This window comes from Tenacibaculum sp. ZH5_bin.1, from assembly GCF_042865525.1.
GTDB classification, from domain to species: Bacteria; Bacteroidota; Bacteroidia; order Flavobacteriales; family Flavobacteriaceae; genus Polaribacter; species Polaribacter mesophilus.
Map to the genome: position 1 here is coordinate 883,295 of NZ_JBEGIO010000001.1, position 23,367 is coordinate 906,661.

26 protein-coding genes are annotated in these 23,367 nt (G+C 31.6%); 14 read left to right on the top strand and 12 right to left on the bottom strand.

Annotation, left to right across the window (positions count from 1 at the left end; genetic code table 11):
* Positions 1–2: 2 nt before the first annotated feature.
* From ABHQ57_RS04045 to ABHQ57_RS04070, 6 genes are read right to left on the bottom strand one after another with little or no spacing between them, the layout of a single operon-like run.
* Positions 3–245, bottom strand: coding sequence for a DUF3098 domain-containing protein (locus ABHQ57_RS04045; protein ID WP_047789969.1), 243 nt, complete (start codon positions 243–245; stop codon positions 3–5).
* Between the two features lie 7 nt (positions 246–252).
* Positions 253–1,131: an ABC transporter permease gene (locus tag ABHQ57_RS04050; RefSeq protein WP_073182105.1), complete on the bottom strand. Its 879-nt coding sequence runs from the start codon at positions 1,129–1,131 to the stop codon at positions 253–255.
* Between the two features lie 58 nt (positions 1,132–1,189).
* Positions 1,190–1,594 (bottom strand): methylmalonyl-CoA epimerase, encoded by a 405-nt coding sequence (mce, locus tag ABHQ57_RS04055; RefSeq protein WP_047789971.1) that lies wholly within the window; start codon positions 1,592–1,594, stop codon positions 1,190–1,192.
* 30 nt (positions 1,595–1,624) lie between these two features.
* The gene (locus ABHQ57_RS04060; RefSeq protein WP_073182101.1) at positions 1,625–2,167 is read right to left on the bottom strand and encodes a hypothetical protein; all 543 of its coding nucleotides are present in this window, start codon (positions 2,165–2,167) and stop codon (positions 1,625–1,627) included.
* Between the two features lie 2 nt (positions 2,168–2,169).
* Positions 2,170–2,841, bottom strand: a complete 672-nt coding sequence (locus ABHQ57_RS04065; RefSeq protein WP_047789973.1) for a hypothetical protein — start codon at positions 2,839–2,841, stop codon at positions 2,170–2,172.
* Between the two features lie 59 nt (positions 2,842–2,900).
* The gene (locus tag ABHQ57_RS04070) at positions 2,901–3,494 is read right to left on the bottom strand and encodes a DUF2589 domain-containing protein (RefSeq protein ID WP_047789974.1); all 594 of its coding nucleotides are present in this window, start codon (positions 3,492–3,494) and stop codon (positions 2,901–2,903) included.
* Between the two features lie 397 nt (positions 3,495–3,891).
* Between ABHQ57_RS04070 and ABHQ57_RS04075 the strand changes: the two genes are divergently transcribed.
* The 5 genes from ABHQ57_RS04075 to ABHQ57_RS04095 all read left to right on the top strand — a co-directional run bounded on the left by ABHQ57_RS04075 (position 3,892) and on the right by ABHQ57_RS04095 (position 8,173).
* Positions 3,892–4,470, top strand: a complete 579-nt coding sequence (locus tag ABHQ57_RS04075; RefSeq protein WP_047789975.1) for a hypothetical protein — start codon at positions 3,892–3,894, stop codon at positions 4,468–4,470.
* 595 nt (positions 4,471–5,065) lie between these two features.
* Positions 5,066–5,815, top strand: a complete 750-nt coding sequence (locus ABHQ57_RS04080) for a sensor histidine kinase (RefSeq protein ID WP_159509440.1) — start codon at positions 5,066–5,068, stop codon at positions 5,813–5,815.
* 52 nt (positions 5,816–5,867) lie between these two features.
* Entirely contained in the window at positions 5,868–6,515 is a 648-nt protein-coding gene (locus tag ABHQ57_RS04085) for a response regulator transcription factor (RefSeq protein WP_082118668.1), read from the top strand.
* A gap of 21 nt (positions 6,516–6,536) precedes the next feature.
* Positions 6,537–6,932: a 30S ribosome-binding factor RbfA gene (gene rbfA, locus ABHQ57_RS04090; RefSeq protein WP_047789979.1), complete on the top strand. Its 396-nt coding sequence runs from the start codon at positions 6,537–6,539 to the stop codon at positions 6,930–6,932.
* 38 nt (positions 6,933–6,970) lie between these two features.
* Positions 6,971–8,173 (top strand): ABC transporter permease, encoded by a 1,203-nt coding sequence (locus ABHQ57_RS04095; protein WP_167712975.1) that lies wholly within the window; start codon positions 6,971–6,973, stop codon positions 8,171–8,173.
* 8 nt (positions 8,174–8,181) lie between these two features.
* Here the strand turns inward: ABHQ57_RS04095 and dusB are convergent, their stop codons facing one another.
* Positions 8,182–9,183: a tRNA dihydrouridine synthase DusB gene (gene dusB, locus ABHQ57_RS04100; RefSeq protein ID WP_047789981.1), complete on the bottom strand. Its 1,002-nt coding sequence runs from the start codon at positions 9,181–9,183 to the stop codon at positions 8,182–8,184.
* Between the two features lie 65 nt (positions 9,184–9,248).
* Here dusB and ABHQ57_RS04105 point away from each other — a divergent pair, with 65 nt between their 5' ends.
* The 3 genes from ABHQ57_RS04105 to lepA all read left to right on the top strand — a co-directional run bounded on the left by ABHQ57_RS04105 (position 9,249) and on the right by lepA (position 13,545).
* Positions 9,249–10,001: a prolipoprotein diacylglyceryl transferase gene (locus ABHQ57_RS04105; protein WP_167712977.1), complete on the top strand. Its 753-nt coding sequence runs from the start codon at positions 9,249–9,251 to the stop codon at positions 9,999–10,001.
* Positions 9,982–11,373, top strand: a complete 1,392-nt coding sequence (locus tag ABHQ57_RS04110; protein WP_167712978.1) for a radical SAM protein — start codon at positions 9,982–9,984, stop codon at positions 11,371–11,373. Before ABHQ57_RS04105 ends, ABHQ57_RS04110 begins: the two co-directional genes overlap by 20 nt.
* 375 nt (positions 11,374–11,748) lie before the next feature.
* Positions 11,749–13,545, top strand: coding sequence for a translation elongation factor 4 (gene lepA / locus ABHQ57_RS04115; RefSeq protein WP_167712980.1), 1,797 nt, complete (start codon positions 11,749–11,751; stop codon positions 13,543–13,545).
* Between the two features lie 298 nt (positions 13,546–13,843).
* Here the strand turns inward: lepA and ABHQ57_RS04120 are convergent, their stop codons facing one another.
* The gene (locus tag ABHQ57_RS04120) at positions 13,844–14,035 is read right to left on the bottom strand and encodes a hypothetical protein (protein WP_167712982.1); all 192 of its coding nucleotides are present in this window, start codon (positions 14,033–14,035) and stop codon (positions 13,844–13,846) included.
* A gap of 572 nt (positions 14,036–14,607) precedes the next feature.
* Positions 14,608–15,306 (bottom strand): zinc metallopeptidase, encoded by a 699-nt coding sequence (locus ABHQ57_RS04125; protein ID WP_047789985.1) that lies wholly within the window; start codon positions 15,304–15,306, stop codon positions 14,608–14,610.
* A gap of 94 nt (positions 15,307–15,400) precedes the next feature.
* On the opposite strand from ABHQ57_RS04125, the gene ABHQ57_RS04130 reads away from it, so the two are divergent.
* The 6 genes from ABHQ57_RS04130 (at position 15,401) to ABHQ57_RS04155 (ending at position 19,740) form a co-directional block, all read left to right on the top strand.
* Positions 15,401–16,432 carry an asparaginase gene (locus tag ABHQ57_RS04130; protein WP_073182090.1) on the top strand — a complete coding sequence of 344 codons (1,032 nt, stop codon included), beginning with the start codon at positions 15,401–15,403 and terminating at the stop codon, positions 16,430–16,432.
* Between the two features lie 252 nt (positions 16,433–16,684).
* Entirely contained in the window at positions 16,685–17,413 is a 729-nt protein-coding gene (locus ABHQ57_RS04135; protein WP_073182089.1) for a MotA/TolQ/ExbB proton channel family protein, read from the top strand.
* 7 nt (positions 17,414–17,420) lie between these two features.
* Positions 17,421–17,864: a hypothetical protein gene (locus ABHQ57_RS04140; protein ID WP_073182087.1), complete on the top strand. Its 444-nt coding sequence runs from the start codon at positions 17,421–17,423 to the stop codon at positions 17,862–17,864.
* A gap of 6 nt (positions 17,865–17,870) precedes the next feature.
* Positions 17,871–18,497, top strand: coding sequence for a biopolymer transporter ExbD (locus ABHQ57_RS04145; protein WP_073182085.1), 627 nt, complete (start codon positions 17,871–17,873; stop codon positions 18,495–18,497).
* A gap of 17 nt (positions 18,498–18,514) precedes the next feature.
* Positions 18,515–18,985: a biopolymer transporter ExbD gene (locus tag ABHQ57_RS04150; protein WP_047789990.1), complete on the top strand. Its 471-nt coding sequence runs from the start codon at positions 18,515–18,517 to the stop codon at positions 18,983–18,985.
* Between the two features lie 86 nt (positions 18,986–19,071).
* On the top strand, positions 19,072–19,740 hold the full coding sequence (locus ABHQ57_RS04155; RefSeq protein WP_167712983.1) for a porin family protein: 669 nt from the start codon (positions 19,072–19,074) through the stop codon (positions 19,738–19,740).
* On the opposite strand, the gene ABHQ57_RS04160 is transcribed toward ABHQ57_RS04155, so the two are convergent.
* The 3 genes from ABHQ57_RS04160 to asnS all read right to left on the bottom strand — a co-directional run bounded on the left by ABHQ57_RS04160 (position 19,735) and on the right by asnS (position 23,314).
* Positions 19,735–20,334, bottom strand: a complete 600-nt coding sequence (locus ABHQ57_RS04160; RefSeq protein WP_167712985.1) for a hypothetical protein — start codon at positions 20,332–20,334, stop codon at positions 19,735–19,737. The two genes, ABHQ57_RS04155 and ABHQ57_RS04160, sit on opposite strands and share 6 nt — an antisense overlap.
* Positions 20,334–21,797 carry an RNA polymerase factor sigma-54 gene (gene rpoN / locus ABHQ57_RS04165; protein WP_167712987.1) on the bottom strand — a complete coding sequence of 488 codons (1,464 nt, stop codon included), beginning with the start codon at positions 21,795–21,797 and terminating at the stop codon, positions 20,334–20,336. Before rpoN ends, ABHQ57_RS04160 begins: the two co-directional genes overlap by 1 nt.
* An 83-nt stretch (positions 21,798–21,880) precedes the next feature.
* Complete coding sequence (asnS, locus tag ABHQ57_RS04170; protein ID WP_047789994.1) at positions 21,881–23,314, bottom strand: asparagine--tRNA ligase; 1,434 nt, start codon at positions 23,312–23,314, stop codon at positions 21,881–21,883.
* Positions 23,315–23,367: the final 53 nt, after the last annotated feature.

The following is a 23,367-nucleotide window of genomic DNA, read 5'->3' on the forward strand; positions in this document are numbered from 1 at the left end:
GCTTATTTTTTAGGATTGGCAAAAATAGCATAAATTTCTATACCCAATCCGATAATTACTAAGGTAGGAGCTAAACGAATTCTACGCCAACTATATATTTCTGGATTGAACACATTAGGATCATCACTACCGCCACCTGCCATTAAAATAAATCCTAAGGCAATTACAGCGATACCAATAAGCATAATGATATAATTTCGTTTACCGAATAGAAATTCTTGTTTTGGTGAATTGTCTTTTTTCATAAATATTTTAGTAATACAAATCGTTAGTTTGTAAATTTAAGAATCGTTGTGTAGCAAAGAAGGTACTAATCCATGTAATAAAAAATGCAACCAATATAACTCCACCAGCTACATAACCTAATGCAACGTAATCTGTGAGTAATTCTAATGTAGGTATATATTTATCTACATAATAAATTAGAATACCTAATCCACTTATTGCTATAAAAGCTCCTAGTAATCCTAGTTTTATACTTTGCCAAATAAAAGGTTTACGAATAAAACTTTTTGTAGCACCTACCATTTGCATGGTTTTTATATTGAATCGTTTTGAGTAAATCGATAATCGGATAGAACTGTTTATTAAGATAATAGCAACCAACCCGAAAAAACCACTTAATACTAAGAGCCAAAAACTAATACGTTGAATATTTTTGGTAAGTAATTGTACTAACGGTTTGTCGTAACTTACTTCGTCTACAAACTTGTTTTTATCAAAAGATTTTTCAAGCTCACTCATTTTTTCAGGAGTCACAAAATCTGCTTTTAGATAAATGTCTATTCCATTTTTTAAGGGATTATCTCCCAAAAATTGTAAAAAATCTTCACCTAAATCTTTTTTATACTCTTTGGCGGCATCTTCTTTAGAAATATAAACCACCTTATTAACAAATTCTTCTTTTTTAATAGATTCTTTAAGACTTTTAATATTTTTATCAGCAACTTCATCTTTTAAGAAAAGTGTCATAACTACTTTTTCCTTAAAATGATTTGCAACTTTTGTTGATTTTAAAAGAACTAAGCCTAAAACACCAATCATAAAAAGTACAAGTGCAATACTTACTACTACTGATATGTATGAAGATTGTAATCGGCGTTTTTGAAAAGAATCAAAAGAAGTTGTCATTAGTAAATACTGATTTTAAGGCGTTGCAAGATACAAATATTTAATTTTTAAATACTTCCTATTCTTCTATCTCCTGGCATAACTCAATAAGTACACCATTGGTAGTTTTAGGATGTAAAAAAGCTACTAGTTTATTATCGGCTCCTTTTTTAGGAGTTTCATTCAAAACTGTAAAACCTTCACCTTGTAAACGTTTAATTTCTTCTTTTATGTTATCAACAGCAAAAGCAATGTGATGAATTCCTTCTCCTTTTTTTTCTATAAACTTGGCTATAGGGCTGTCAGGTTTCGTAGCTTCTAATAATTCAATTTTATTAGGACCAGATTTAAAAAATGAAGTTTTTACACCTTCGCTAGCAACTTCTTCAATTTTATAATGTGCTTCTCCAAAAAGAGAAGCAAATAATGAGTTAGATTTTTCTAAATCTTTAACGGCGATACCAATATGTTCAATTTTGTTCATAACGTAAAAGTAAAAAATATAGAGAACTATCTATAAACTTTCTATTGCTATTTTTTCAGCCATAATAATAAGTACATCTGATTGATTTATCATTGAAAGTATTTGTGAGCTAATTCCTTTAAGTTGTTCATGATTACAACAAAACCTCCAAACTTGTTCTAGGAATTGCGTAAAATCTTCATTTGTGTCGTATTTAAACTGCTTGGTTTGGTAAATTACTGCTAAAAGTTGCTCTATCAAGGTTGTTGAATTATCTAAAATGGTAGCATAGGGAGTGTATACTTCCCATAAGTCTTGTTGAGCTTCTGTTAATGTTGAAGCTCCTAATTGTAGAGTCTCTTTTTTCTTATTTCTACTATTTGGGATGAATGAACTTAACATGGCTCTTTTAACTGCAAATTTTGATGAATCTGGTAAATTAAGTGCTTTCAATACTTCTTCTGTAGCTAACAACCAATTGCGAATATTTTTAGCGCTTTGTGTATTTTTTTTCTCAATTTGATTCGCTAACTCATGTATTTCGTTCAATTGAGTTTTGAGTTGATTGGTTATTTTTGTAATTGATTTTCTCATAACTATTCTGGTAATAGTTTGGTTTCTCTTACACCATCTTCATTTTCTGAAGTATACCACTCCATGCCTTCTTCATTTAAAGTCATTTTAATCTGAACTATATTTTCAGGTTTGATTTCGTTTAGTTTATGAGCTTCTACGATAACTTTCGTGTTTTTTTGTGTTATTTGTCTACTTTTAATAGATGGTCTTAATTCTGAATTAAGCTTTTTAACTAATACGTCGTAACTCACCTTTTCACTATAAATAGAGATAAACTCTTTAGATAATTGTTGTGAAAACCTTGATAACACAGGGTCAACTTCACCAGTTGCTTTTATGTTTTTTTCAAGTTCATCTGTTCTTTGTGCTATTATTGAGCGAAGCATAGTAGATGTCTTTCTATCAAAAGAAGTAATTTTTGAAGCATCTTTTAAAATTGTATAGGCTTGTGAATTGAAAGCAACATTATCAATAGGTTCGTAATCAGCTTCATAAGTCTCTTCTAATTCTCCAATGGCTACAGGAATGGTGAGTTCAATATTTTGTGCTTTAAAACGAGGAATAGAAAAGTGTTTTAAGAGCTCATGACGTGAAAACTTCTCAGCAATCTCTAAAGATTTCAAATCAGACATTAAACGTGCTTCTGCAATGCTGGTGGCAATTCCACCTAAATATTCATTTAAATTTACCATAATAAAAATTTTAAAAAAGAGGTTGTACGGTTTGGTACGGTACAACCCCGTTATAAATGTTAAGCTACAGCAGCAATACTATCCTCTAACATATTTAAGATTCTACTTAACCCTTCTGGTAACTCGTCGTTTACAGCACGAACTTTTACACCTAGGTTATATGTCTTATCTACCTTAACACCTTGAGATGTGTTTCTTTTGTAAGATGCTGAAGCTTTAAAGTTTACAATTTTGTAATTGATTCCTAATTCTGCACTAGCTGCAAACTCAGATGATACGTTGCTCGTTTCAGTAGAGCTTAAACGAGCATTAAAATCAATGTTTACTTCATCAATACGGATTGATGGAATGGTAAGCATTGTTAGAAATGGTACTTTGATTTCAATTTCACTTTTTATAAACTTTGGATTGTTAGCATCAACAGCCTTGTCAGGATCATAATCAGGATTAGGTACTGATTTTTCATACTGAAAATCAACGTAACGTAAAGAGTCTGGATTGGCAGGGTCATTGCTTTTTTCAAAACCTACTTCTTTAATAAAGTTTACAGTAGCCATCGAAGCTGCTGTTTGTGCTTGTATCGCAGCTTGTAAAGGACCTCCAACATATACATTGAAATCCAAACTGTTTAATTCTGGAACTAAATTTGGCATATTTTTTATTTTGTGTACCTACTCTGTTTATAATTAGGCTTTTCGGTTGTCGCCCAGTATTTCGAAATAACTGATGGCAAAATTGAATGAAATTTAGAGTTTAGTTTTGAGGAGTATCACGGTAAAAACATTGTAATAAACCTAGGTTTTTAAGAAGGTTTTTCTCCTTGTAGGCTTTGAGGAGTAAAAAATAAGATATATTTTAAAAAGAAAGAAAAAAAACAAGAGTCTATGTCATGAAAAAGTAATAGTTAAAACATTTATAGGTATAAGGGGTTTTTCCTGTATTTATGTTGTTAACTATCTGATTTGTTGTTTGTAGAAGTAAATGTTTTAATCTAGTTAAAAAAATGTAAGTATTTTTGAGATATAATAAAATTAGCGAAATTTAAGAATTATGAGAAAAATTTTACAAAGTATTTTAGGGCTTATATGCCCAAAACCACAAGAGCCATCCAAACCAAAAACATTACTCACGTATAAAGAAATCGTATTGATGCTTTCAGAGTATGATGAAACACGTTTAAAAATTTTAACTAATGAGTTAGGTTTTGAAGATACTAGAGTTAATACATTTGGGTTTCAAGAGTTAAAGAACTACTTAGACTATGTAGAAAAGATAGCTAATAAAAAAGGAATTCAATTAAAGGGTATTAGCTTTATTAAAGGTGTTTATAATAAAGAAAACACACATATTGATAAATATGAAGGTTACGAAAACTTACTATATACTCCAACAGCAATTGTTGATGGTGTTGAAGTTGCTATAGATGTTTTAAAGTCAAAAAAAGGAAAAATAGTTACTTTAAAAGAAGTCTTAGAACATAACGGTTATGAGTGGCGTTATGACTCAAGAAAGAAAAAAGAGACACAGAAACATGAAACTAAAACTATGATGATGCGTACTGAAATAACTCTTGAAGATTCAGAAAGTGGAGTAGGGAATAAGACAAAAATAGCACCACCACACGATTAATTTTTAGAATATTTATGATTTCTTATTTCTCATTGGTTATCCAAGTAATTACTCTGATTGTCTCTTTAGTTATGTTAAAGAAGTATAACACGATTTTTTTAATGCTTTTGACTATCTTATGTTTTAGTACAGTGGTTGTAGAGGTGATTGGAGATTATCATGTTAAAAATGGAACATCAAATTTTATATATTATTACGTATTTACATTAGTCGAATGTAGCTTAATTACTTTGATGTACATGAATTTAGCAACAGATAACAAGACAATTAAGATTCATAAGTTATTTTTTCTGTTTTTTTTAATATCATGGCTTATTGTATGGATAAATCGTGATTTTTTCAGATATTGTTTGTTAGTAGAATCAATAGTAATTGGTGTTTATGTTTTACTTTTTTTAAGAAATTTACTGCTATCTGATAAAATTCTTAGTTATAAAAAATCCCTGTCTTTTTGGATTTCAATAGGTTTTATGGTTTTCTATCTTCCATCAATCCCTTTTTTTATAATTCTTGAGTATATGCAAAATAGAAAATTATTTTTTGTATTAGATGTTTTAACAATTTTAATGGGATTACTTATAATTTATGGATTATTATGCAGCAACAAGAAGGAGAGATATTAATTATTTCGACATTAATTATAATAATTGTTATTGTTTTTTTAATTGTACTGTTTACAATTTTTCAACGCCGTAAAAATAAACTGTTGCAAGAAAGAGATAAAAACAAAAAACGTTATGAACGTGAAATTGCTGAAACTCAGATAGAAATAAGAGAAGAGACTTTAAGAAATATTAGTTGGGAGTTGCATGATAATATAGGTCAACTCCTAACTTTAGCAAAAATACAATTACAACATGCCTCTCCTGACAATATGGGAGAAATCTCAGAAATTATAGCAAAAAGTTTAACAGAAGTAAGAGCCTTATCAAAAATAATTAATCCTGATTTTATTAATAATATCAAATTAAGAAAAGCTTTAGAATTAGAGATTGAACGATTCAATAGATTGAATTATATCGAAGCAAGTTTAAGAGTAATAGGAGAAGAAATAGAAATAAATCAAAAGCATGGAATAGTAATTTTTAGAATCCTTCAAGAGTTTTTTTCTAATACTATAAAGCATTCTAAAGCATCTAAATTAGATGTGTTTTTGAGTTATAAAGAAGATTCAATAGAGGTAAAAGCTCAAGATAATGGAGTAGGCTTTGATATGGAAAGAGCTAGATTTAAAGGCTTAGGATTGCAGAATATAAAAGCAAGAGCAAAACTAATTAATGCGGAAACAAAGTTTATGTCAGAGCCCCAAAAAGGTACAGGTTTAATAATAAATTACTATATTTAAAGAACTTTAGTGTATTTCCCCAACAACTAATAACGAAATATAACCCACAAAAATTATGAAATACTCAGTTGTTGTTGTAGATGATCATACGTTATTATCACAAGCTATTGAAGGTATGGTAAATACTTTTGATAAATTCAAGGTGCTTTACACTTGCAAAAATGGTAAAGAAGTTGAAGAAAAGTTTTTGGCATCACCTAAAAATATACCAGATTTAGTTTTAGTGGATGTTAATATGCCTGTGATGAACGGTATTGAAACTACAGAGTGGATAGTGAATAACTACCCACAAGTACATGTTATGGCATTGTCTGTAGAGGACGCTGACGGCACTATTTTAAAAATGTTAAAAGCTGGTGCTGTAGGGTACTTGCTAAAAGATACTAAGAAAGAAATTTTAGAGAAAGCGTTGTTAGAAATGATGGACAACGGATTTTATCATACCAGAAATGTTACCACGTTATTGTTAGATTCCGTTTCAGGAAAGAACTCACGAAATAACCTAGCGTTTAAGGATAATGAAATAACTTTTATGAAGCTAGCATGCTCGGAATTAACATACAAAGAGATTGCTGAAAAAATGTTTTTAAGTCCAAAAACTATAGACGGTTATCGAGATAGTCTATTTACAAAGTTAAATGTAAGAAATAGAGTGGGCTTAGTTATGTATGCTATAAAAAATAAAATTTATACTCCGTAATTTTATGCTTAAATTTGTAGCATGGAAGAAACAAATAGACAGCGAAAAATAGCAGGAGTGTTGCAACAGGATTTGGTAGACGTTTTACAACGTGCTGCTCAAGATGGAATGAAGGGAGTGATTATATCGGTTTCTAAAGTTTCGGTTACTGCCGATTTGGGAGTAGCAAAAGTATACTTGAGTGTATTCCCTTCAGAAAAAAGAGATGAAATTATTGAAGGAGTAAAATCTAATACACCTTTAATTCGCCATGAATTAGCACAACGAACAAAAAATCAATTACGAAGAATGCCAGAATTGTTGTTCTTTGGAGATGATAGTTTGGATTATATTGAGGATATTGATAAGTCTTTAAAAGGAGAAGATGTAGACCCAATAAAAAATCCAGATGTTCTGCCTCGTCGTCAAAAACGTTAATAATTTTTGTTATTTTGGCTAGCTAAATTTATTAATGCTTGAACTTTCCTTTATACATAGCTAAGAGATACTTATTTTCTAAAACAAGTACTAATGCAATAAATATAATCACAGCAATAGCTGTTTTTGGTGTTGTAGTTGGTACCTTGGCTTTGTTTGTTGTATTATCTGGTTTCTCAGGATTAAAAACGTTTAGTGATTCATTACTTAATGCTTCTGATCCCGATATAAAAATTACCGCATCTAAAGGAAAGACTTTCCTGTACTCTCAAAAAATAGATAGTATTTTACAGCAAAACAAAGAGATAGAAGCTGCATCAAAAGTAGTGGAAGAACGTGTTTTTTTAAAGTATAAAAACAAAGAGCACATAGCTCAAATTAAAGGAGTAGATTCTAATTATCCAAGAATTATTCCGACTGATTCTTTGCTGACAGTAGGTACTTGGATTGACGAAGAGTATAAAAATACGGCGGTAGTTGGGTATGGAATATCGTATAAACTATCACTGGGTATTTTTAATTTTGGGGAAGCACTTCAAATTTTAGTGCCTAAACCAGGAAAAGGATTTATCAATGCTAATAATGCTTTTCGATCTGTTTCTACACAAATAGTAGGAGTATATACAGGTGCGGAAGAATTTCAGAACAAATATGTGTTTACTGAAACTTCACTTGCTCAAGAATTGTTAGGATACGACGATAATCAAATTACGGGTGTTGAACTTCGCTTAAAAGAAGGGGTAAATCTTGATACATTCCAAAATAACTTACAAAATGTTTTAGGAGATGAATTAAAAGTGCAAACCCGCGCACAGTTAAATACGTTATATTATAAAGTGATTAATACCGAAAACTTCATTTCGTATTTAATCTTTACGTTAATTGTTGCTATAGCTTTGTTTAATGTGATAGGGTCAATTATCATGATGATTATCGATAAACGTCAAAACCTAAAAACGCTGTTTAATTTAGGAAGTAGTATAAACAATATAAAAAAGATATTCGTACTGCAAGGTTTCTTACTAACACTTGTAGGAATGACAATAGGAATTGCTTTAGGTGTTATCATTGTAATAATACAACAACGTTTTGAGTTGCTAATGATTACACAAAATCTAGCATACCCAGTAGAGTTTAAGTGGATAAACTTATTGGTAGTGGTTGTTACAATTTCAGCTTTAGGATATTTAGCAGCAAAAATTGCAAGTTCAAGGATTTCAAAAAGTTTTATTGAACGATAAGTTTTTATTTACCCTATTTCAGGAATCGTTGCATTTCCAAACTTAGCTTGTACTTCGTCAAAAGCTGCAAAAACATCTTTAGGATCGTCAGAAGTAACCATTTTCATTCTGTGTTCTTTAAAATGTGGAATTCCCTTAAAATAGTTTGTATAGTGTCTTCTTGTTTCTACAACACCTAAATGTTCACCTTTCCAGTCAATAGACATTTCTAAATGACGACGAGCCATGTCAACACGTTCAGAAATTGTTGGTTTAGATAAATGTTCGCCAGTTTTAAAATAATGTTTTACCTCATTAAAAAACCAAGGGTATCCAATAGAAGCACGACCAATCATACAGCCATCTAATCCGTATTTGTCACGCATTTCCATGGCTTTTTCAGGAGAATCAACATCCCCATTTCCAAACACAGGAATATGCATTCTTGGGTTGTTTTTTACTTCAGCAATTGGAGCCCAGTCAGCATTACCCTTGTACATTTGAGCACGCGTACGCCCATGAATAGAGATTGCTTTACAGCCAACATCTTGCAAACGTTCGGCAACTTCAACAATTCGAATAGAATCATGGTCCCAACCCAAACGAGTTTTTACAGTAATAGGTAAGTTGGTGTGTTTAACCATTGCTTCGGTAAGTTTTACCATCAAGTCAATATCCTTTAAAATTCCAGCCCCAGCTCCTTTAGAAACTACTTTTTTTACTGGGCAACCGAAATTGATATCAATAATATCTGGATTCGTTTTTTCAACAATCTCAACTGAACGTAACATAGAATCTAAATTTGCGCCAAAAATTTGAATCCCCACAGGGCGCTCCTTTTCGTAAATATCTAGCTTCATTACACTCTTTGCTGCATCGCGAATCAATCCTTCCGAAGAAATAAATTCAGTATACACCACATCAGCACCGTTTTCTTTACATAAAGCTCTAAACGGTGGATCACTCACATCTTCCATTGGCGCTAATAACAGCGGGAAATCAGGAAGTTCTATGTTACCTATTTTTATCATGCTGCAAAGTTACTTTTTTTTGAGTAATTATGTATATTTCGCTTTTTAACTCACAAACTTTTTTATTGAAACTTCCTTTTGAGCCTATTTTGTTCGGTTACACGATTAATATTCATCTTGTTTTAGAATATTTAGCATTTTTTTTAGCTTTTCGTTATTATGTTTTCTTGGGTAAGAAAAAAGAAGACGATATTTCTTCTCAGAATAGGTTGTCAATTATTTTAGGAGCTGCAGCTGGAGCTTTAATTGGTTCTCGATTGGTGGGAGTGTTAGAAAATCCTTTAGTCACTTTTTCTACAGAAAACATAATTCAAATTTTGAATACAAAAACAATTATGGGAGGCTTGTTTGGTGGCTTATTAGGTGTTGAAATTGCGAAAAAAATAATAGGAGAAACAAAATCGTCGGGTGATTTGTTTGTGCTCCCAATAATTGTAGGAATTTTTATAGGAAGGATAGGATGTTTTCTTTCTGGAATTAATGAATTTACTTATGGGAGAGAAACTGCTTCTTTCTTAGGTATGGATTTAGGGGATGGAGTATTAAGGCACCCAGTTGCATTATATGAACTGGTGTTTTTAGTAGGGTTATTCATCAGTTTAAAATACCTAAAGAAAGAATACATTTTACAATCAGGAGAACTTTTTAAGTTTTTTATGTTAGCTTATTTTGGTTTTCGCTTTTGTATAGAGTTTTTAAAACCCAATACTTTTTTAATTTTTGGTTTAAGCACTATTCAAATACTATGTATAGTTTGTTATGTATATTACACAAAATTTATAATTCTAAAAATAAAAAATGCCAGAAAGAAAATATAACTACTACGATTTTACATTGAGTTTATGTCCTGAATGTTTAAAAAGAGTAGATGCCAAAATTGTATTTGAAGACGACAAGGTTTATATGCTTAAGCGTTGTAGAGAACATGGAAGTTCAAAAGTGTTAATAGCAGATGATGTTGAATATTATAAAAATATCAGAAACTATAACAAACCTAGTGAAATGCCCTATACGTTTAATACAAAAACAGATTATGGATGTCCTTATGATTGCGGATTATGTCCAGATCATGAACAGCATTCATGTTTAACCGTTGTTGAGGTTACCGATAGATGTAATTTAACTTGCCCTACTTGTTATGCAGGTTCATCACCTACGTATGGACGCCATCGAACACTAGAAGAAGTAAAAGCGATGTTAGATGCTGTGGTGAAAAATGAAAAAGAACCTGATGTAGTACAAATCAGTGGAGGAGAGCCAACGATACACCCTCAATTTTGGGAAATTTTAGACTATGCAAAATCACTTCCTATCCGACATTTAATGTTGAATACTAACGGGATTAAAATAGCGAAAGACGTTGCTTTTGCTGAACGATTGAAAACCTATACACCCGATTTTGAAATTTACTTACAGTTTGATTCCTTTGAAGATAGTGTGTTGAGAGAGTTGAGAGGAGCAGACTTGAATGAAATTCGCAGACAAGCAATCGAAAACTTGAATAAGTCAAATCTATCAACAACTTTAGTAGTTACGCTTCAAAAAGGATTAAATGATCACGAAATAGGTAAAGTAATTGATTATGCCTTGCAGCAAAAGTGTGTGAGAGGGGTTACGTTTCAACCAACACAAATAGCTGGAAGGTTAGAAGGCTTTAATCCAGAAACGGATAGAATGACGCTTACTGAAGTTAGAAGAAAAATAATGGAACAAACAGATGTTTTCAACGCTGACGATTTAATTCCAGTACCTTGTAATCCTGATGCTTTGGTAATGGGATATGCTCTAAAATTGGGAGGAGAAGTGTTTCCGTTAACTAGGTATATTAATCCCAATGATTTGTTAGATAATAGTAAAAACACCATTATTTATGAGCAAGATGAAGCGCTACACGGAAAAATGATAGAGTTATTTAGTACGGGGAATTCTGTTGAAGTGGCAGAAGAAAATTTAAAATCAATCATGTGTTGTTTACCAAATATTGATGCACCAGAGCTAGGGTACGATAATTTATTTAGAGTGATAATCATGCAATTTATTGATGCTTATAATTTTGATGTACGAGCGGTAAAAAAATCATGCGTGCATATAGTAGACAAAGACAATAAAATTATTCCTTTTGAGACAATGAATCTCTTTTATAGAGATGATAAAAAAGAATATTTAGAAAAGTTAAGACAAGAAATATAAGAAAAAGGATATGGTATTTTTAGAAGTAGGCGATCTTTCAGGTTTATTCGTAATTATAGGTTTAATTATGTTTGGTCCACCCGTGTTACTAGCTGTTATTGGAGTATCTATTAGAAAAAAAAGTAAAACAGCCTCAAAAATATTTTATATACTAGCTGTTTTGTATCTGATAATCGGATTAGGCATATGTGGTAGTATGCTTACCTAAATAAGAGTATAATTTTCGCTATTTATTTTGTTTGTAGTAGCCTGCAAATAAAGTATCTTTGCAAATTACAAGTAGTTAGAATTACGATGAATGAATCCATTCTAGATATTGAGCTAATAAAAGTTTATGTTACATGTTTAGAAATGGCTTGAGAAACTTTACATTGAATGAAGAACATTAGAAATTTTTGCATAATTGCACATATTGATCATGGTAAAAGTACCCTTGCAGATAGATTATTAGACTATACAGGGTCGGTTACTGAGCGTGAAAAACAAAATCAGTTACTTGATAACATGGATTTAGAACGTGAACGTGGAATTACCATTAAATCACACGCTATTCAGATGGATTATGTTTATGAAGGTGAAGATTATATATTAAACCTAATTGACACTCCAGGTCACGTAGATTTTTCTTATGAAGTTTCTCGTTCTATTGCAGCATGTGAAGGAGCATTGCTAATTGTAGATGCGGCACAAAGTATACAAGCACAAACTATTTCTAACTTATACCTAGCGTTAGAAAATGATTTGGAAATTATTCCAGTATTAAATAAAGTAGATTTACCTTCAGCAAACCCAGAGGAAGTAACAGATGATATTGTTGATTTATTAGGGTGTGAGCCAGAAGATGTAATTCACGCAAGTGGAAAAACAGGTTTTGGAGTAGATAATATTTTAAAGGCAATTATTGAAAAAATTCCTGCACCGAGTGGAAATCCCGATGCACCTTTAAAAGCATTGATTTTCGATTCAGTATACAATTCGTATCGTGGAATTGAAACCTACTTTAGAGTAATTGATGGTTCTATTAAAAAGAATCAACAAATAAAGTTTATGGCTACAGGTAGAGAGTATGGAGCAGATGAGGTAGGAACTTTAAAACTAAGCCAAGTTGTAAAAAACGAAATTAAAACTGGAGATGTAGGTTATTTAATTACAGGAATTAAAGCAGCGAAGGAAGTAAAAGTAGGAGATACTATTACCGATTTTGCCAATCCAACTACTGATAGAATTGAAGGATTTGAAGATGTCAAACCAATGGTATTCGCAGGAATTTACCCTGTAGATACTGAAGATTACGAGGAACTACGTGCTTCAATGGAAAAGCTACAATTAAATGACGCTTCCTTAGTTTTTCAACCAGAAAGTTCAGCAGCACTTGGTTTTGGTTTCCGATGTGGATTCTTAGGAATGTTACACATGGAAATTATTCAAGAGCGTCTAGAACGTGAATTTAATATGACGGTAATTACTACGGTTCCTAACGTAAGTTACCATGCATTCACGAAGAAAAATCCTGATGAGGTTATTATAGTGAATAACCCATCAGATTTACCAGATCCATCAAAGTTAGATAGGGTAGAAGAACCATTTATCAAAGCTTCAATTATTACAAAGGCCGATTTTGTAGGACAAGTAATGTCGCTTTGTATTGAAAAACGCGGACAAATAGTAAATCAAACTTATTTAACTCCAGAGCGAGTGGAGTTAATTTTTGATATGCCGTTGGCAGAAATCGTTTTTGATTTTTACGATAGATTAAAAACAGTATCTAAAGGATATGCGTCGTTCGATTATCATCCAATAGGAATGCAAAAGTCAAAGTTAGTTCGTGTAGATATGTTACTTAATGGACAAATAGTTGATGCGCTTTCAGCTCTATTACACGATAGTAATGCGTATTCGATTGGAAAACGTATTTGTGAAAAGTTAAAAGAACTGATTCCAAGACAACAATTTGATATTCCTATTCAAGCAGCAATTGGAGCAAAAATTATTGCTCGTGAAACTGTAAAGGCTTTACGTAAAGATGTAACTGCAAAATGTTATGGAGGAGATATTTCTCGTAAACGTAAGCTTTTAGAAAAGCAGAAAAAAGGTAAAAAACGTATGCGTCAAGTAGGGAACGTAGAAATTCCACAGCAAGCGTTTATGGCAGTATTGAAGTTGAATGACTAGTTTTTTAGTATGAATAATTATTTTTTATTGACCTCCATAATCTGCACTATTAACAGATGAACAAGAAGTTTCTGCACACTGCTCAAAAGTAGTTCCTTCTAGAAAGATTTGTCAATAGTTCTATCTCCATTATCGCAAATTTTTATGGACTTATTGGCTAAATCACATGCAACATACTTATATTCCTTGTTCTTTAGTAGTTTCGTTATTTGAACAGCTCATAAAATTGATTGAAGTTAGCATAATAATTTATTTTTGATTTTTTAGAAAACCTCGCAGAAAACTGCGAGGCCAAGAATTAACTACAACTTTCAATTGTCCCAGCGCCACACTGCCATCCACACCACTTACAATCTGACACAGGATAAGTGGTGCCATTGCAATGACACTGAAGTCCATCGCCTTCATGTGCAAAATCAACACCTCCAAAAATTCCTTTTTGATCGGTTCTGTTTAACGCTTTTCCTAAATCTAAAATTTGTTTTTTCATTTTTTTATAATTTAAATTTGATAGAACCCTTGAACAATTTAAAGACACTCAAGGTGTATGTCTATTTTCGCGAAAAATATTGTTTTTTGTTTGTAGCAATTTGAAATTTAGTCAAATATATATATTGAAATATGTTTTAATGTAGAAAAAACCATAAAAAAAGTATGGTTTATCGTTTTTTTTTAACACTTTATTTAAAAAAATGTTGATTTATCTCCTTTGGGTGCAGGGACATTTTCATGGAAAATTTTCACTGTTTTCTTAAGAAGTCTTCCTTGATTAGAGAGTATGTAATCATGTTGATAACTCTCATATTTCTAGTTTTTACAGGGATTTAATCTATTGCTGCTTTATAATCAATTTTTTATACAAGTAAGGTTTATTCAATAGTATAAAAAGTAGCATTTCCTCTTTATTTATAAGAAAGGTATAGTCCTTTGTTTATTTTTATGAGGTAGTTAATAAATTAAGGAAAAACTTGTTTAGTACTAAAGTTAACCCCCATTTTGATTTTATCAAAATGGGGGTTAAATTGTTACATTATCAAATTTTCAAATTGCTACATTAGAATATTAATCTCTATTTCCTAAAACTTGTAAAGCCCAATATAATAACATTGCTAAAGAACCAAGAGCAGCAACCAAGTAAGTTCTAGCAGCCCACTTTAAAGCATCTTTAGATCCTGCTAACTCTTCACGAGTTACCATGTTTTTATTTTCTAACCAAGCTAAGGCCCTATTACTCGCATCATATTCAACAGGTAAGGTAACAAAGCTAAAAACAGTACCTAAAGCCATAAATGCTAAACCAGCTAAAGCAATATAAAAACCAATACCTGTACTACCAGAAGCAGCACCAAAAGCAATACCACCAATTACCATCCATTGAGAAAAACGAGAAGTAATACTTACCATAGGTACTAGTTTTGATCGCATTTGTAAATATTGGTATGCTCTAGCATGCTGTACAGCATGCCCTACCTCGTGAGCAGCTACAGCAGCTGCGGCAGCATTTCGTTGGTTGTACACAGCTTCACTCAAGTTTACAGTTTTGTTTTGAGGGTTGTAATGATCGGTTAACATACCTGGTGTAGAAATTACCTGAACATCGTAAATACCGTGATCAGCTAGCATTTTTTGTGCAATTTCAGCACCACTCATTCCATTTCGTAAATGAACTTGAGAGTATTTTTTAAACTTACGTTTTAATGTATTACTCACTAACCAGCTGAATAGCGATATAATACCAATTAGAATATAAAATCCTATCATAATCTATATAGTTTTAAAATTTTGTATCATTTTTGTTGGTTAAATTTACAACATAAATTATTCCAAATTATTAACGGTATAAAAAAATGTCAAAATGGCAAATCAACCTAAAATTTTAATAGTTTACACAGGCGGAACTATTGGTATGGTTAAAGACTATAATACGGGAGCGTTAAAAGCATTTGATTTTAGTCAAATCTCAAGTAAAATTCCAGAATTACAGCAGCTTAATTGCGAAATTAATACAATATCGTTTGATGAACCAATTGATTCATCAAACATGAGTGTACATTATTATATACAAATAGCAGATATAATCTCCGATAATTATGACAAGTTTGACGGATTTGTAGTGCTAACGGGCTCAGACACCATGTCGTATACATCGTCTACAATAAGTTTTATGTTTGAAAATTTACAAAAGCCTGTGATTTTTACGGGATCACAATTGCCTATTGGAGATTTACGTACAGATGCTAAAGAAAATTTAATTACATCTATACAAGTAGCATCAGCCTATGAAAATGGCAAACCAGTAATTCAAGAAGTAGGATTATATTTTGAATATAAATTATATAGAGCAAACAGAACTACAAAAATAAATGCTGAACAATTCGAAGCATTTGCTTCTATGAACTATCCCCCTTTAGCAGAAAGTGGTGTGCATTTAAACTTTAATTATCCATTATTACTTAAACCTAAAGAAAATCAAAGTGATTTAGTAGTAAGAAAGAACCTTGATAATCACGTGGCTATTTTAAAGTTATTTCCAGGTATTACAGAATCTGTAGTGAGAAGTTTTATGAATATCCCAGATTTAAAAGGTATTATTTTAGAAACTTACGGATCAGGAAATGCACCAACCGAAAAATGGTTTGTTGATTTATTAGAGGAATCGGTTAGCAAAGGAATTTACATAGTTAACGTAACTCAATGTAAAGGAGGAAGTGTAATTTTAGGACATTATGAAACAAGTTCAGAATTAAAACGCATTGGTATTGTTGATGGTAAGGATATTACAACAGAAACAGCCATTGCAAAAATGATGTATTTGTTAGGAGAAAAGCTTTCAAAAGAAGATTTTACGCATTATTTTCAAACACCCCTAAGGGGAGAAATGGCATAGTTTGTAAATAAATCGTTAATTTTGTGCTTGTAACTGCTTGAAATAGTATAGAAAAGAGTTAAAAAAGGAGTGGTTAATAGAAATCCTAGAGATTTTTTTTAATGTACCAACATTTTTTTGTTACTTGCCACTCTGTAAAATTAAAAGCGTAATAAGTACAAGTAAAGAATTACTTATTTGTAAAAAATTAAGTTTTTCATGGTAAAATTTGTATTTTTAACCCGTTAACTATTTAAAATTAATTATAACAAAATGAAAAAAGTAGTAAATATCCTAACTATTGCAGGATTTATGTTTTTAGGAGCTATTCAGTCAACTTATGCTCAAGACGCAGCAGCGGCAGAAGGATCAGAAACTTTTCACCAAATCTTAAAAAGATACTTTATTGATGGTGGGCCTGGTTTTATGGGAATTGTATTAGTAGCCTTAATTTTAGGTTTAGCCATTGCAATTGAAAGAATTATTTATTTAAACATGGCTACAACTAATACTAAAAAATTAGTAGCTAGCGTTGACGAAGCATTAAGTTCAGGTGGTGTAGAAGCTGCTAAAGAAGTTTGTAGAAATACAAAAGGTCCTGTTGCCTCTATCTTTTACCAAGGTTTAGAAAGAGCAGATGAAGGATTAGAAGCTGCTGAAAAAGCTGTTGTAGGATACGGTGGTGTACAAATGGGCTTATTAGAAAAGAACATTTCATGGATTTCGTTATTTATTGCGTTAGCACCAATGTTAGGATTTATGGGGACTGTAATTGGTATGATCGGAGCATTTGATTCGATTGCTGTAGCTAACGATATTTCTCCTGCAGTAGTAGCAACTGGTATTAAAGTAGCACTTTTAACTACAGTATTTGGATTAATAGTAGCAATTATCTTACAAATTTTTTATAACTACATTATCTCTAAGGTAGATAGTATTGTTAATAATATGGAAGATGCATCTATTTCTTTAATCGACTTACTAGCTAAGTATAAAAAATAATTAAAGAATGAAGAACAGTAAATTAATAACAATAATAGTAGCATTGCTTTCTCTAGTAGGGATAGTCTTGTTTATTATGACAATGGGAGCTGATGAAGAGGATCCAATTGCTTTATCAAAGGCAGTTTCTCCGTTAGTAACTTATTCGCTGATATTACTAATATTAACAGCAGGAGTTACAGTTTTAGCTTCAATTTTGAGTTTATTTAAGAATCCAGAAGCTTTGAAGAAGTCATTACTTGGCTTATTAGCGATGGGAGTGTTATTAGTAATTTCTTATATGCTTGCTAGTGATAGCCAAGTTTTAGGGGCTACTAAAGAGGTTGTAGCTGAAGCAGGTAGTAGTGTTTCTAAATACACAAGTACAGGTATTTGGCTAAGTATTATATTAATAGTAATCGCAGGAGGTTTCTTTGTTTGGGATTTATTAAAAGGAATAGTTAAATCATAAGTTAATATGGCAAGAAGAGAAAACCCAGAAATTAATGCAGGTTCGATGGCAGATATTGCCTTCTTGCTACTTATCTTTTTCCTTGTAACAACTACAATGGATGTTGATTCAGGTATCCCAAAAAAGTTAGCTGAAAAAACTGATGTAGAGCCACCAATTATTAAAGAGAAAAATATTTTTCAAGTTAGTATCAACCGTAATAATCAACTTTTAGTTGAAGAAGAAATTATGGAGTTGAAAGACTTAAAAGATGCAGCAATCAAATTTATAGATAATGGTGGAGGTATTGGTAATCCAATGCCAGGAAAAGAAGCAGGAGCTGCTTGTGATTACTGTAAAGGTGAAAAAGACCCTGAGTCGTCAGATCATCCAAACAAAGCAGTAATTTCTGTTGAAAGCGATAGAGGTACTGAATTCGGTACGTATGTAGCTGTACAGAATGAGTTATTAAGGGCTTATACAGAGTTGCGTGATAGATTGTGCCAAGAGAAATATGGTATGAGCTTTACTGAGTTAGAACAAGCTTTTAAAGACAGCGCAAGAAAAGATGAGTCATTAAGAAAGAAAGTTGAAGATATTAAAGCGAGTTATCCTCAAATTATATCTGATTCTGAACCAACAAATGTTCAATAATAGTAAAACAATAGAATATGTCTAAATTTAAAAAGAAGAAAAAAGGATTGCCAGCATTATCCACGGCGTCTTTACCAGATATTGTTTTCATGTTATTATTCTTCTTCATGGTAACTACTACCATGAGAGAAACAGATTTACAAATAGATTCACCTCGTTTACCAAGTGCCAGTGAGGTAAAGAAGCTTGAGCGTAAAAGTTTGGTGAGTACAATTTATGTTGGTAAAGCTAAAGACCCAAAGTATGGAACAGGGTACAATAGAATACAGTTAAATGATAAAATAGCGACTCCAGATGAAGTTCCTTCTTTTATCTATCTTGAAAGAGATAATGTTTCTGAAGCAGAAGTACCTTTTATGACAACTTCTATAAAAGCAGATAGAGAATCGAGTGTAGGTACATTAGCTGACATTCGTGAGAAATTAAGAGATGTTAACGCTCTTAAATTAAGTTTATCTACTCACAAGGGAGATGTTATTAAGAAGTAATTACTTTTAAATAAAACAAAAAGAGCAATCTATTGATTGCTCTTTTTTTATACAAAAAAAGTATCTTTATCGTTAGTTAATTATCTATGAGGTATATAGTAAGTTTTTTCGTGTTTTTTCTGTCATTAACTACTTTTTGTCAGAAAGATTCTTTACAGTTAGGAGATAAGTATTGGGAAGATCAGTTATACATTGATATAACATATAACTTATTACAAGATCAACCAGATGGAATCGGGAAGACTGGTTTCTCTTATGGTCTAGGTGTCGGTTACATGAAGGATATACCCTTTAATATAAATGGTAGAACAGCAATCGCTATAGGTTTAGGGTATAATTATGACTCATTCAGTCATGGGTTAAAAGTGCTAGAAGGAAATGTAAAAGAGTATGAAACTGACCCTGACATTTCATCCAACAAAATAAAACTTCACAATTTAGAAATGCCTATTCAGTTTAGATGGCGATCTTCAGATGCAAATACGTATTCATTTTGGCGTTTTTATGCGGGTTTTAAAGTCTCTTATAACATAAGTAATAGTTTTCGATACGATTCACCAACAGGAAGAGTTAGTTTTTCAAATGTTGAAAAATACAATAAATGGCAAGCAGGATTAACTTTGTCTGCAGGTTATGGTACATTTAATTTCCATGTATATTACGGATTGTCACCTATGTTTAAAAATGTAACTCTGAATGGAAAATCAATAGATAGTAAAATAGTTAAATTAGGCCTAAGCTTTTATTTACTATAATACACAATAGGCAATAAAAGGACTTAATAAGCCAATAAAAAAACCTAAGTATACTTCTCTTACCTTATGAGCTTTTAAATGTAATCTTGAGCTTGCAAGAAGGCCAGCTAAAAAAATAAATGATATAATTATAGGGAGTACATAAACAGCTTGTATTTGTTGAAACAATAAGAAATATCCAACAGCAACTCCCATAGACAACAAATGGAGGCTTCCTTTAATTTTAAAAGGAAATAGCAAGTAAATAAAGCCTAAACCAAATACAGTTCCGTAAAAGAGGTAGCTAACGTCTTTTAAAATACTCATACTAGCAAACATTTTTCCTAGAATTAAAAATAAAGTCATCATAAAGAAAATTGGAAATTTTCGTTCATTTATACTATGTACGCGAAAAGATTTTATGTGACCAATAGACTTTAAGAAAACTAGCAGAAGCATAGGTATAATGTATGTAGCTACAAATACTATTGCCAATATAGTATATTGTTGTTGTTTATTTAAGCTTATTGGTGAAAGCAGAAAATACAATATAATTCCTATAGTAGGCATTACAATAGGATGAAGAATGGTTGATATGAATTTATGCCAGCGCATTAAATTTCTTTACGTAATCTTGCGACAGGAATGTCTAATTGTTCACGATATTTAGCAACTGTTCTTCTAGCGATGGGGTATCCTTTTTCTTTTAAAATTTTAGATAATTTTTCATCGGTAAGAGGTTTTCGTTTGTCTTCCTCTGTAATTACTGTTTCTAAAATTTTCTTAATCTCTCTAGTTGAAACATCTTCTCCTTGGTCGTTCTTCATTGATTCAGAAAAGAATTCCTTAATCAATTTTGTACCGTAAGGTGTAGAAACATACTTACTACTAGCAACACGAGAAACAGTTGAGACGTCCATGCCAATTTCATCAGCAATATCTTTTAAAATCATAGGTTTTAACTTACGCTCATCACCTGTTAAAAAATATGCTGACTGACGATGCATAATTGCATTCATTGTTACTAAAAGGGTCTGTTGACGTTGTTTTATAGCATCAATAAACCACTTTGCAGCATCTAATTTTTGCTTTATAAAGAGTACAGCATCTTTTTGAGATTTAGTTTTTTCTTTAGCGTCCTGATACCCTTTTAACATATTGTTATATTCTCTAGAAACATGTAATTCTGGAGCGTTACGAGAGTTCAAAGTTAAATCTAAGTTCCCATCAATAATTTTAATTGAAAAATCGGGAACTATTTGCTCTGCTATTTTATTATTTCCAGCGTAAGAACTTCCAGGTTTTGGGTTTAGTTTACTTATTTCGCTAATAATCTCCTTTAATTGTTCTTCAGAAATATTGAATTTTTCTAGAAGCTTCTTATAGTGCTTTTTAACAAAATGATCAAAAGCTTCTTCTAAAATTCTTATCGCTAATGCTCTGCTTTCATTTTCAGATTTAGCTTTTAATTGAATGATTAAACACTCTTTTAAATTTAAAGCACCTACACCAGTAGGGTCTAATTTTTGAACAACATTTACCAAAACATTTTGTACTTTTTCCTCAGTAGTAAAAACATTTTGGGTAAAAGCTAAGTCGTCAACTAGATCTATAATATCTCTACGTATATAACCGCTATCATCAATACTACCCACTAAAAATTCGGCAATGGCCCTTTCTTCTTCATCAATTCTAAATGTATTTAATTGATTTTTTAAAGATTGATGAAAGCTAGTACCTGCTGCATAAGGAATTTGCTTGTCTTCATCATCTGAAGAATAGTTGTTAGTTTGCGTTTTATAACTAGGGTATTCATCATCACTTAAATACTCATCAATGTTTATATCTTCAGCATCTATTTTTTCATTACCTGAATCGTCATAATCAACATCATTGGCTAAACTATCCTCAAAATTTTCAGGTTCATCTTTACCAGTATCTAATGCGGGATTTTCTTCAATTTCTTGTTTCAAACGCTCTTCAAAAGCTTGCGTAGGCAATTGAATTAACTTCATCAACTGTATTTGTTGTGGAGATAATTTTTGAAGTAATTTTTGATGTAAACTTTGTTTTAGCATATATACAAAGATATGAAATAGGACAAAAAAAATCGTCATTCGTAAAGGAATGACGATTGATATTTATAAGTTTTATGATTTTTTTAAAACTCAGCGTTTTGAGGTGTTCTTGGAAAAGGAATAACGTCACGAATATTGCTCATTCCAGTTGCAAATAAAACTAAACGTTCAAAACCTAAACCAAATCCAGAGTGTACAGCTGTACCAAATTTACGAGTATCTAAGTACCACCATAATTCTTCTTCAGGAATATTAAGTTCTGCCATTTTTTCTTTTAAAACGTCTAAGCGTTCTTCTCTTTCAGAACCCCCTACCATTTCTCCAATTCCAGGGAATAAAACATCCATAGCACGTACCGTTTTACCATCTTCATTTAAACGCATGTAAAATGCTTTTATATTTGCTGGATAATCGAATAAAATCACAGGACATTTAAAGTGCTTTTCAACTAAATAACGCTCATGTTCTGATTGTAAATCAACCCCCCATTCGTTAACAGGAAATTGAAATTTTTTCTTCTTGTTAGGCTTAGAATTTCTTAAAATATCTATTGCTTCTGTATAGCTTACACGCTTAAAGTTATTATCTACAACAAATTTTAATTTTTCAATTAAGCCCATTTCACTACGCTGTGCTTGAGGTTTCGTTTTTTCCTCTTGTGCTAAGCGATTATCTAAGAAAGCCAAATCATCTTTACAGTTGTCTAATACATATTGTAATACATATTTAATAAAGTCTTCAGAAAGGTCCATGTTAGCATCTAAATCGTTAAAAGCTACCTCTGGTTCAATCATCCAAAATTCTGCTAAATGACGTGTAGTATTAGAGTTCTCAGCTCTAAAAGTAGGCCCGAAAGTATATATTTTACCTAATGCCATCGCATAGGTTTCACCTTCTAATTGACCAGAAACTGTTAGGTTAGTTTCTTTTCCAAAGAAATCTTTAGAATAATCAATTTTACCTTCTTCGTTTACAGGAGCTTTGTTTGCTTCAAACTGAGTTACTTTAAACATTTCTCCAGCGCCTTCAGCATCAGAACCTGTAATAATTGGAGTATTTACATAGTAAAACCCGTTTTGTTGGAAGTACTGATGTACTGCAAATGATAATGCAGAACGTAAACGCATTACAGCACTAAAAGTGTTAGTTCTTACGCGTAAATGAGCATTTTCACGTAAAAACTCTAAACTGTGTTTTTTGGGCTGAATTGGATATTCATCAGGATTTGAATCTCCTAAGACTTCCAAATTGTTTACCTGAATTTCTACTGTTTGTCCTTTACCTTGACTTTCAACCAAAGTACCTTGAATGCTTACAGCAGCCCCAGTATTTATTCTTTTCAATAAAGTTTCGTCGGTATTTTCAAAATCTACAACACACTGAATATTATTAATAGTAGAACCATCATTTAAAGCAATAAAACGATTGCTTCTAAAAGTTCTTACCCACCCTTTTACGTGTACTTCTTGTAAAAATTTGTCAGATTGTAATAAATCTTTAACGCTACTTCTTTTCATGTCTTTGTATCTTCAATAAAATCAAGCAAAGATACTTTTTTGCTGTTAATTAG

Bases quoted from the DNA above. Each gene is read 5' to 3' on its own strand.
- ABHQ57_RS04060 (WP_073182101.1), bottom strand. From the start codon at position 2,167: ATGAGAAAATCAATTACAAAAATAACCAATCAACTCAAAACTCAATTG.
- ABHQ57_RS04045 (WP_047789969.1), bottom strand. From the start codon at position 245: ATGAAAAAAGACAATTCACCAAAACAAGAATTTCTATTCGGTAAACGA.
- dusB (WP_047789981.1), bottom strand. From the start codon at position 9,183: ATGATAAAAATAGGTAACATAGAACTTCCTGATTTCCCGCTGTTATTA.
- ABHQ57_RS04120 (WP_167712982.1), bottom strand. From the start codon at position 14,035: ATGAAAAAACAAATTTTAGATTTAGGAAAAGCGTTAAACAGAACCGAT.
- ABHQ57_RS04160 (WP_167712985.1), bottom strand. From the start codon at position 20,334: ATGCGCTGGCATAAATTCATATCAACCATTCTTCATCCTATTGTAATG.
- lepA (WP_167712980.1), top strand. From the start codon at position 11,749: ATGAAGAACATTAGAAATTTTTGCATAATTGCACATATTGATCATGGT.
- ABHQ57_RS04080 (WP_159509440.1), top strand. From the start codon at position 5,066: ATGCAGCAACAAGAAGGAGAGATATTAATTATTTCGACATTAATTATA.
- rpoN (WP_167712987.1), bottom strand. From the start codon at position 21,797: ATGCTAAAACAAAGTTTACATCAAAAATTACTTCAAAAATTATCTCCA.
- ABHQ57_RS04130 (WP_073182090.1), top strand. From the start codon at position 15,401: ATGGCAAATCAACCTAAAATTTTAATAGTTTACACAGGCGGAACTATT.
- ABHQ57_RS04155 (WP_167712983.1), top strand. From the start codon at position 19,072: ATGAGGTATATAGTAAGTTTTTTCGTGTTTTTTCTGTCATTAACTACT.
- ABHQ57_RS04110 (WP_167712978.1), top strand. From the start codon at position 9,982: ATGCCAGAAAGAAAATATAACTACTACGATTTTACATTGAGTTTATGT.
- ABHQ57_RS04140 (WP_073182087.1), top strand. From the start codon at position 17,421: ATGAAGAACAGTAAATTAATAACAATAATAGTAGCATTGCTTTCTCTA.
- asnS (WP_047789994.1), bottom strand. From the start codon at position 23,314: ATGAAAAGAAGTAGCGTTAAAGATTTATTACAATCTGACAAATTTTTA.
- rbfA (WP_047789979.1), top strand. From the start codon at position 6,537: ATGGAAGAAACAAATAGACAGCGAAAAATAGCAGGAGTGTTGCAACAG.
- ABHQ57_RS04075 (WP_047789975.1), top strand. From the start codon at position 3,892: ATGAGAAAAATTTTACAAAGTATTTTAGGGCTTATATGCCCAAAACCA.
- ABHQ57_RS04065 (WP_047789973.1), bottom strand. From the start codon at position 2,841: ATGGTAAATTTAAATGAATATTTAGGTGGAATTGCCACCAGCATTGCA.
- ABHQ57_RS04145 (WP_073182085.1), top strand. From the start codon at position 17,871: ATGGCAAGAAGAGAAAACCCAGAAATTAATGCAGGTTCGATGGCAGAT.
- ABHQ57_RS04050 (WP_073182105.1), bottom strand. From the start codon at position 1,131: ATGACAACTTCTTTTGATTCTTTTCAAAAACGCCGATTACAATCTTCA.
- ABHQ57_RS04150 (WP_047789990.1), top strand. From the start codon at position 18,515: ATGTCTAAATTTAAAAAGAAGAAAAAAGGATTGCCAGCATTATCCACG.
- ABHQ57_RS04125 (WP_047789985.1), bottom strand. From the start codon at position 15,306: ATGATAGGATTTTATATTCTAATTGGTATTATATCGCTATTCAGCTGG.
- ABHQ57_RS04070 (WP_047789974.1), bottom strand. From the start codon at position 3,494: ATGCCAAATTTAGTTCCAGAATTAAACAGTTTGGATTTCAATGTATAT.
- mce (WP_047789971.1), bottom strand. From the start codon at position 1,594: ATGAACAAAATTGAACATATTGGTATCGCCGTTAAAGATTTAGAAAAA.
- ABHQ57_RS04135 (WP_073182089.1), top strand. From the start codon at position 16,685: ATGAAAAAAGTAGTAAATATCCTAACTATTGCAGGATTTATGTTTTTA.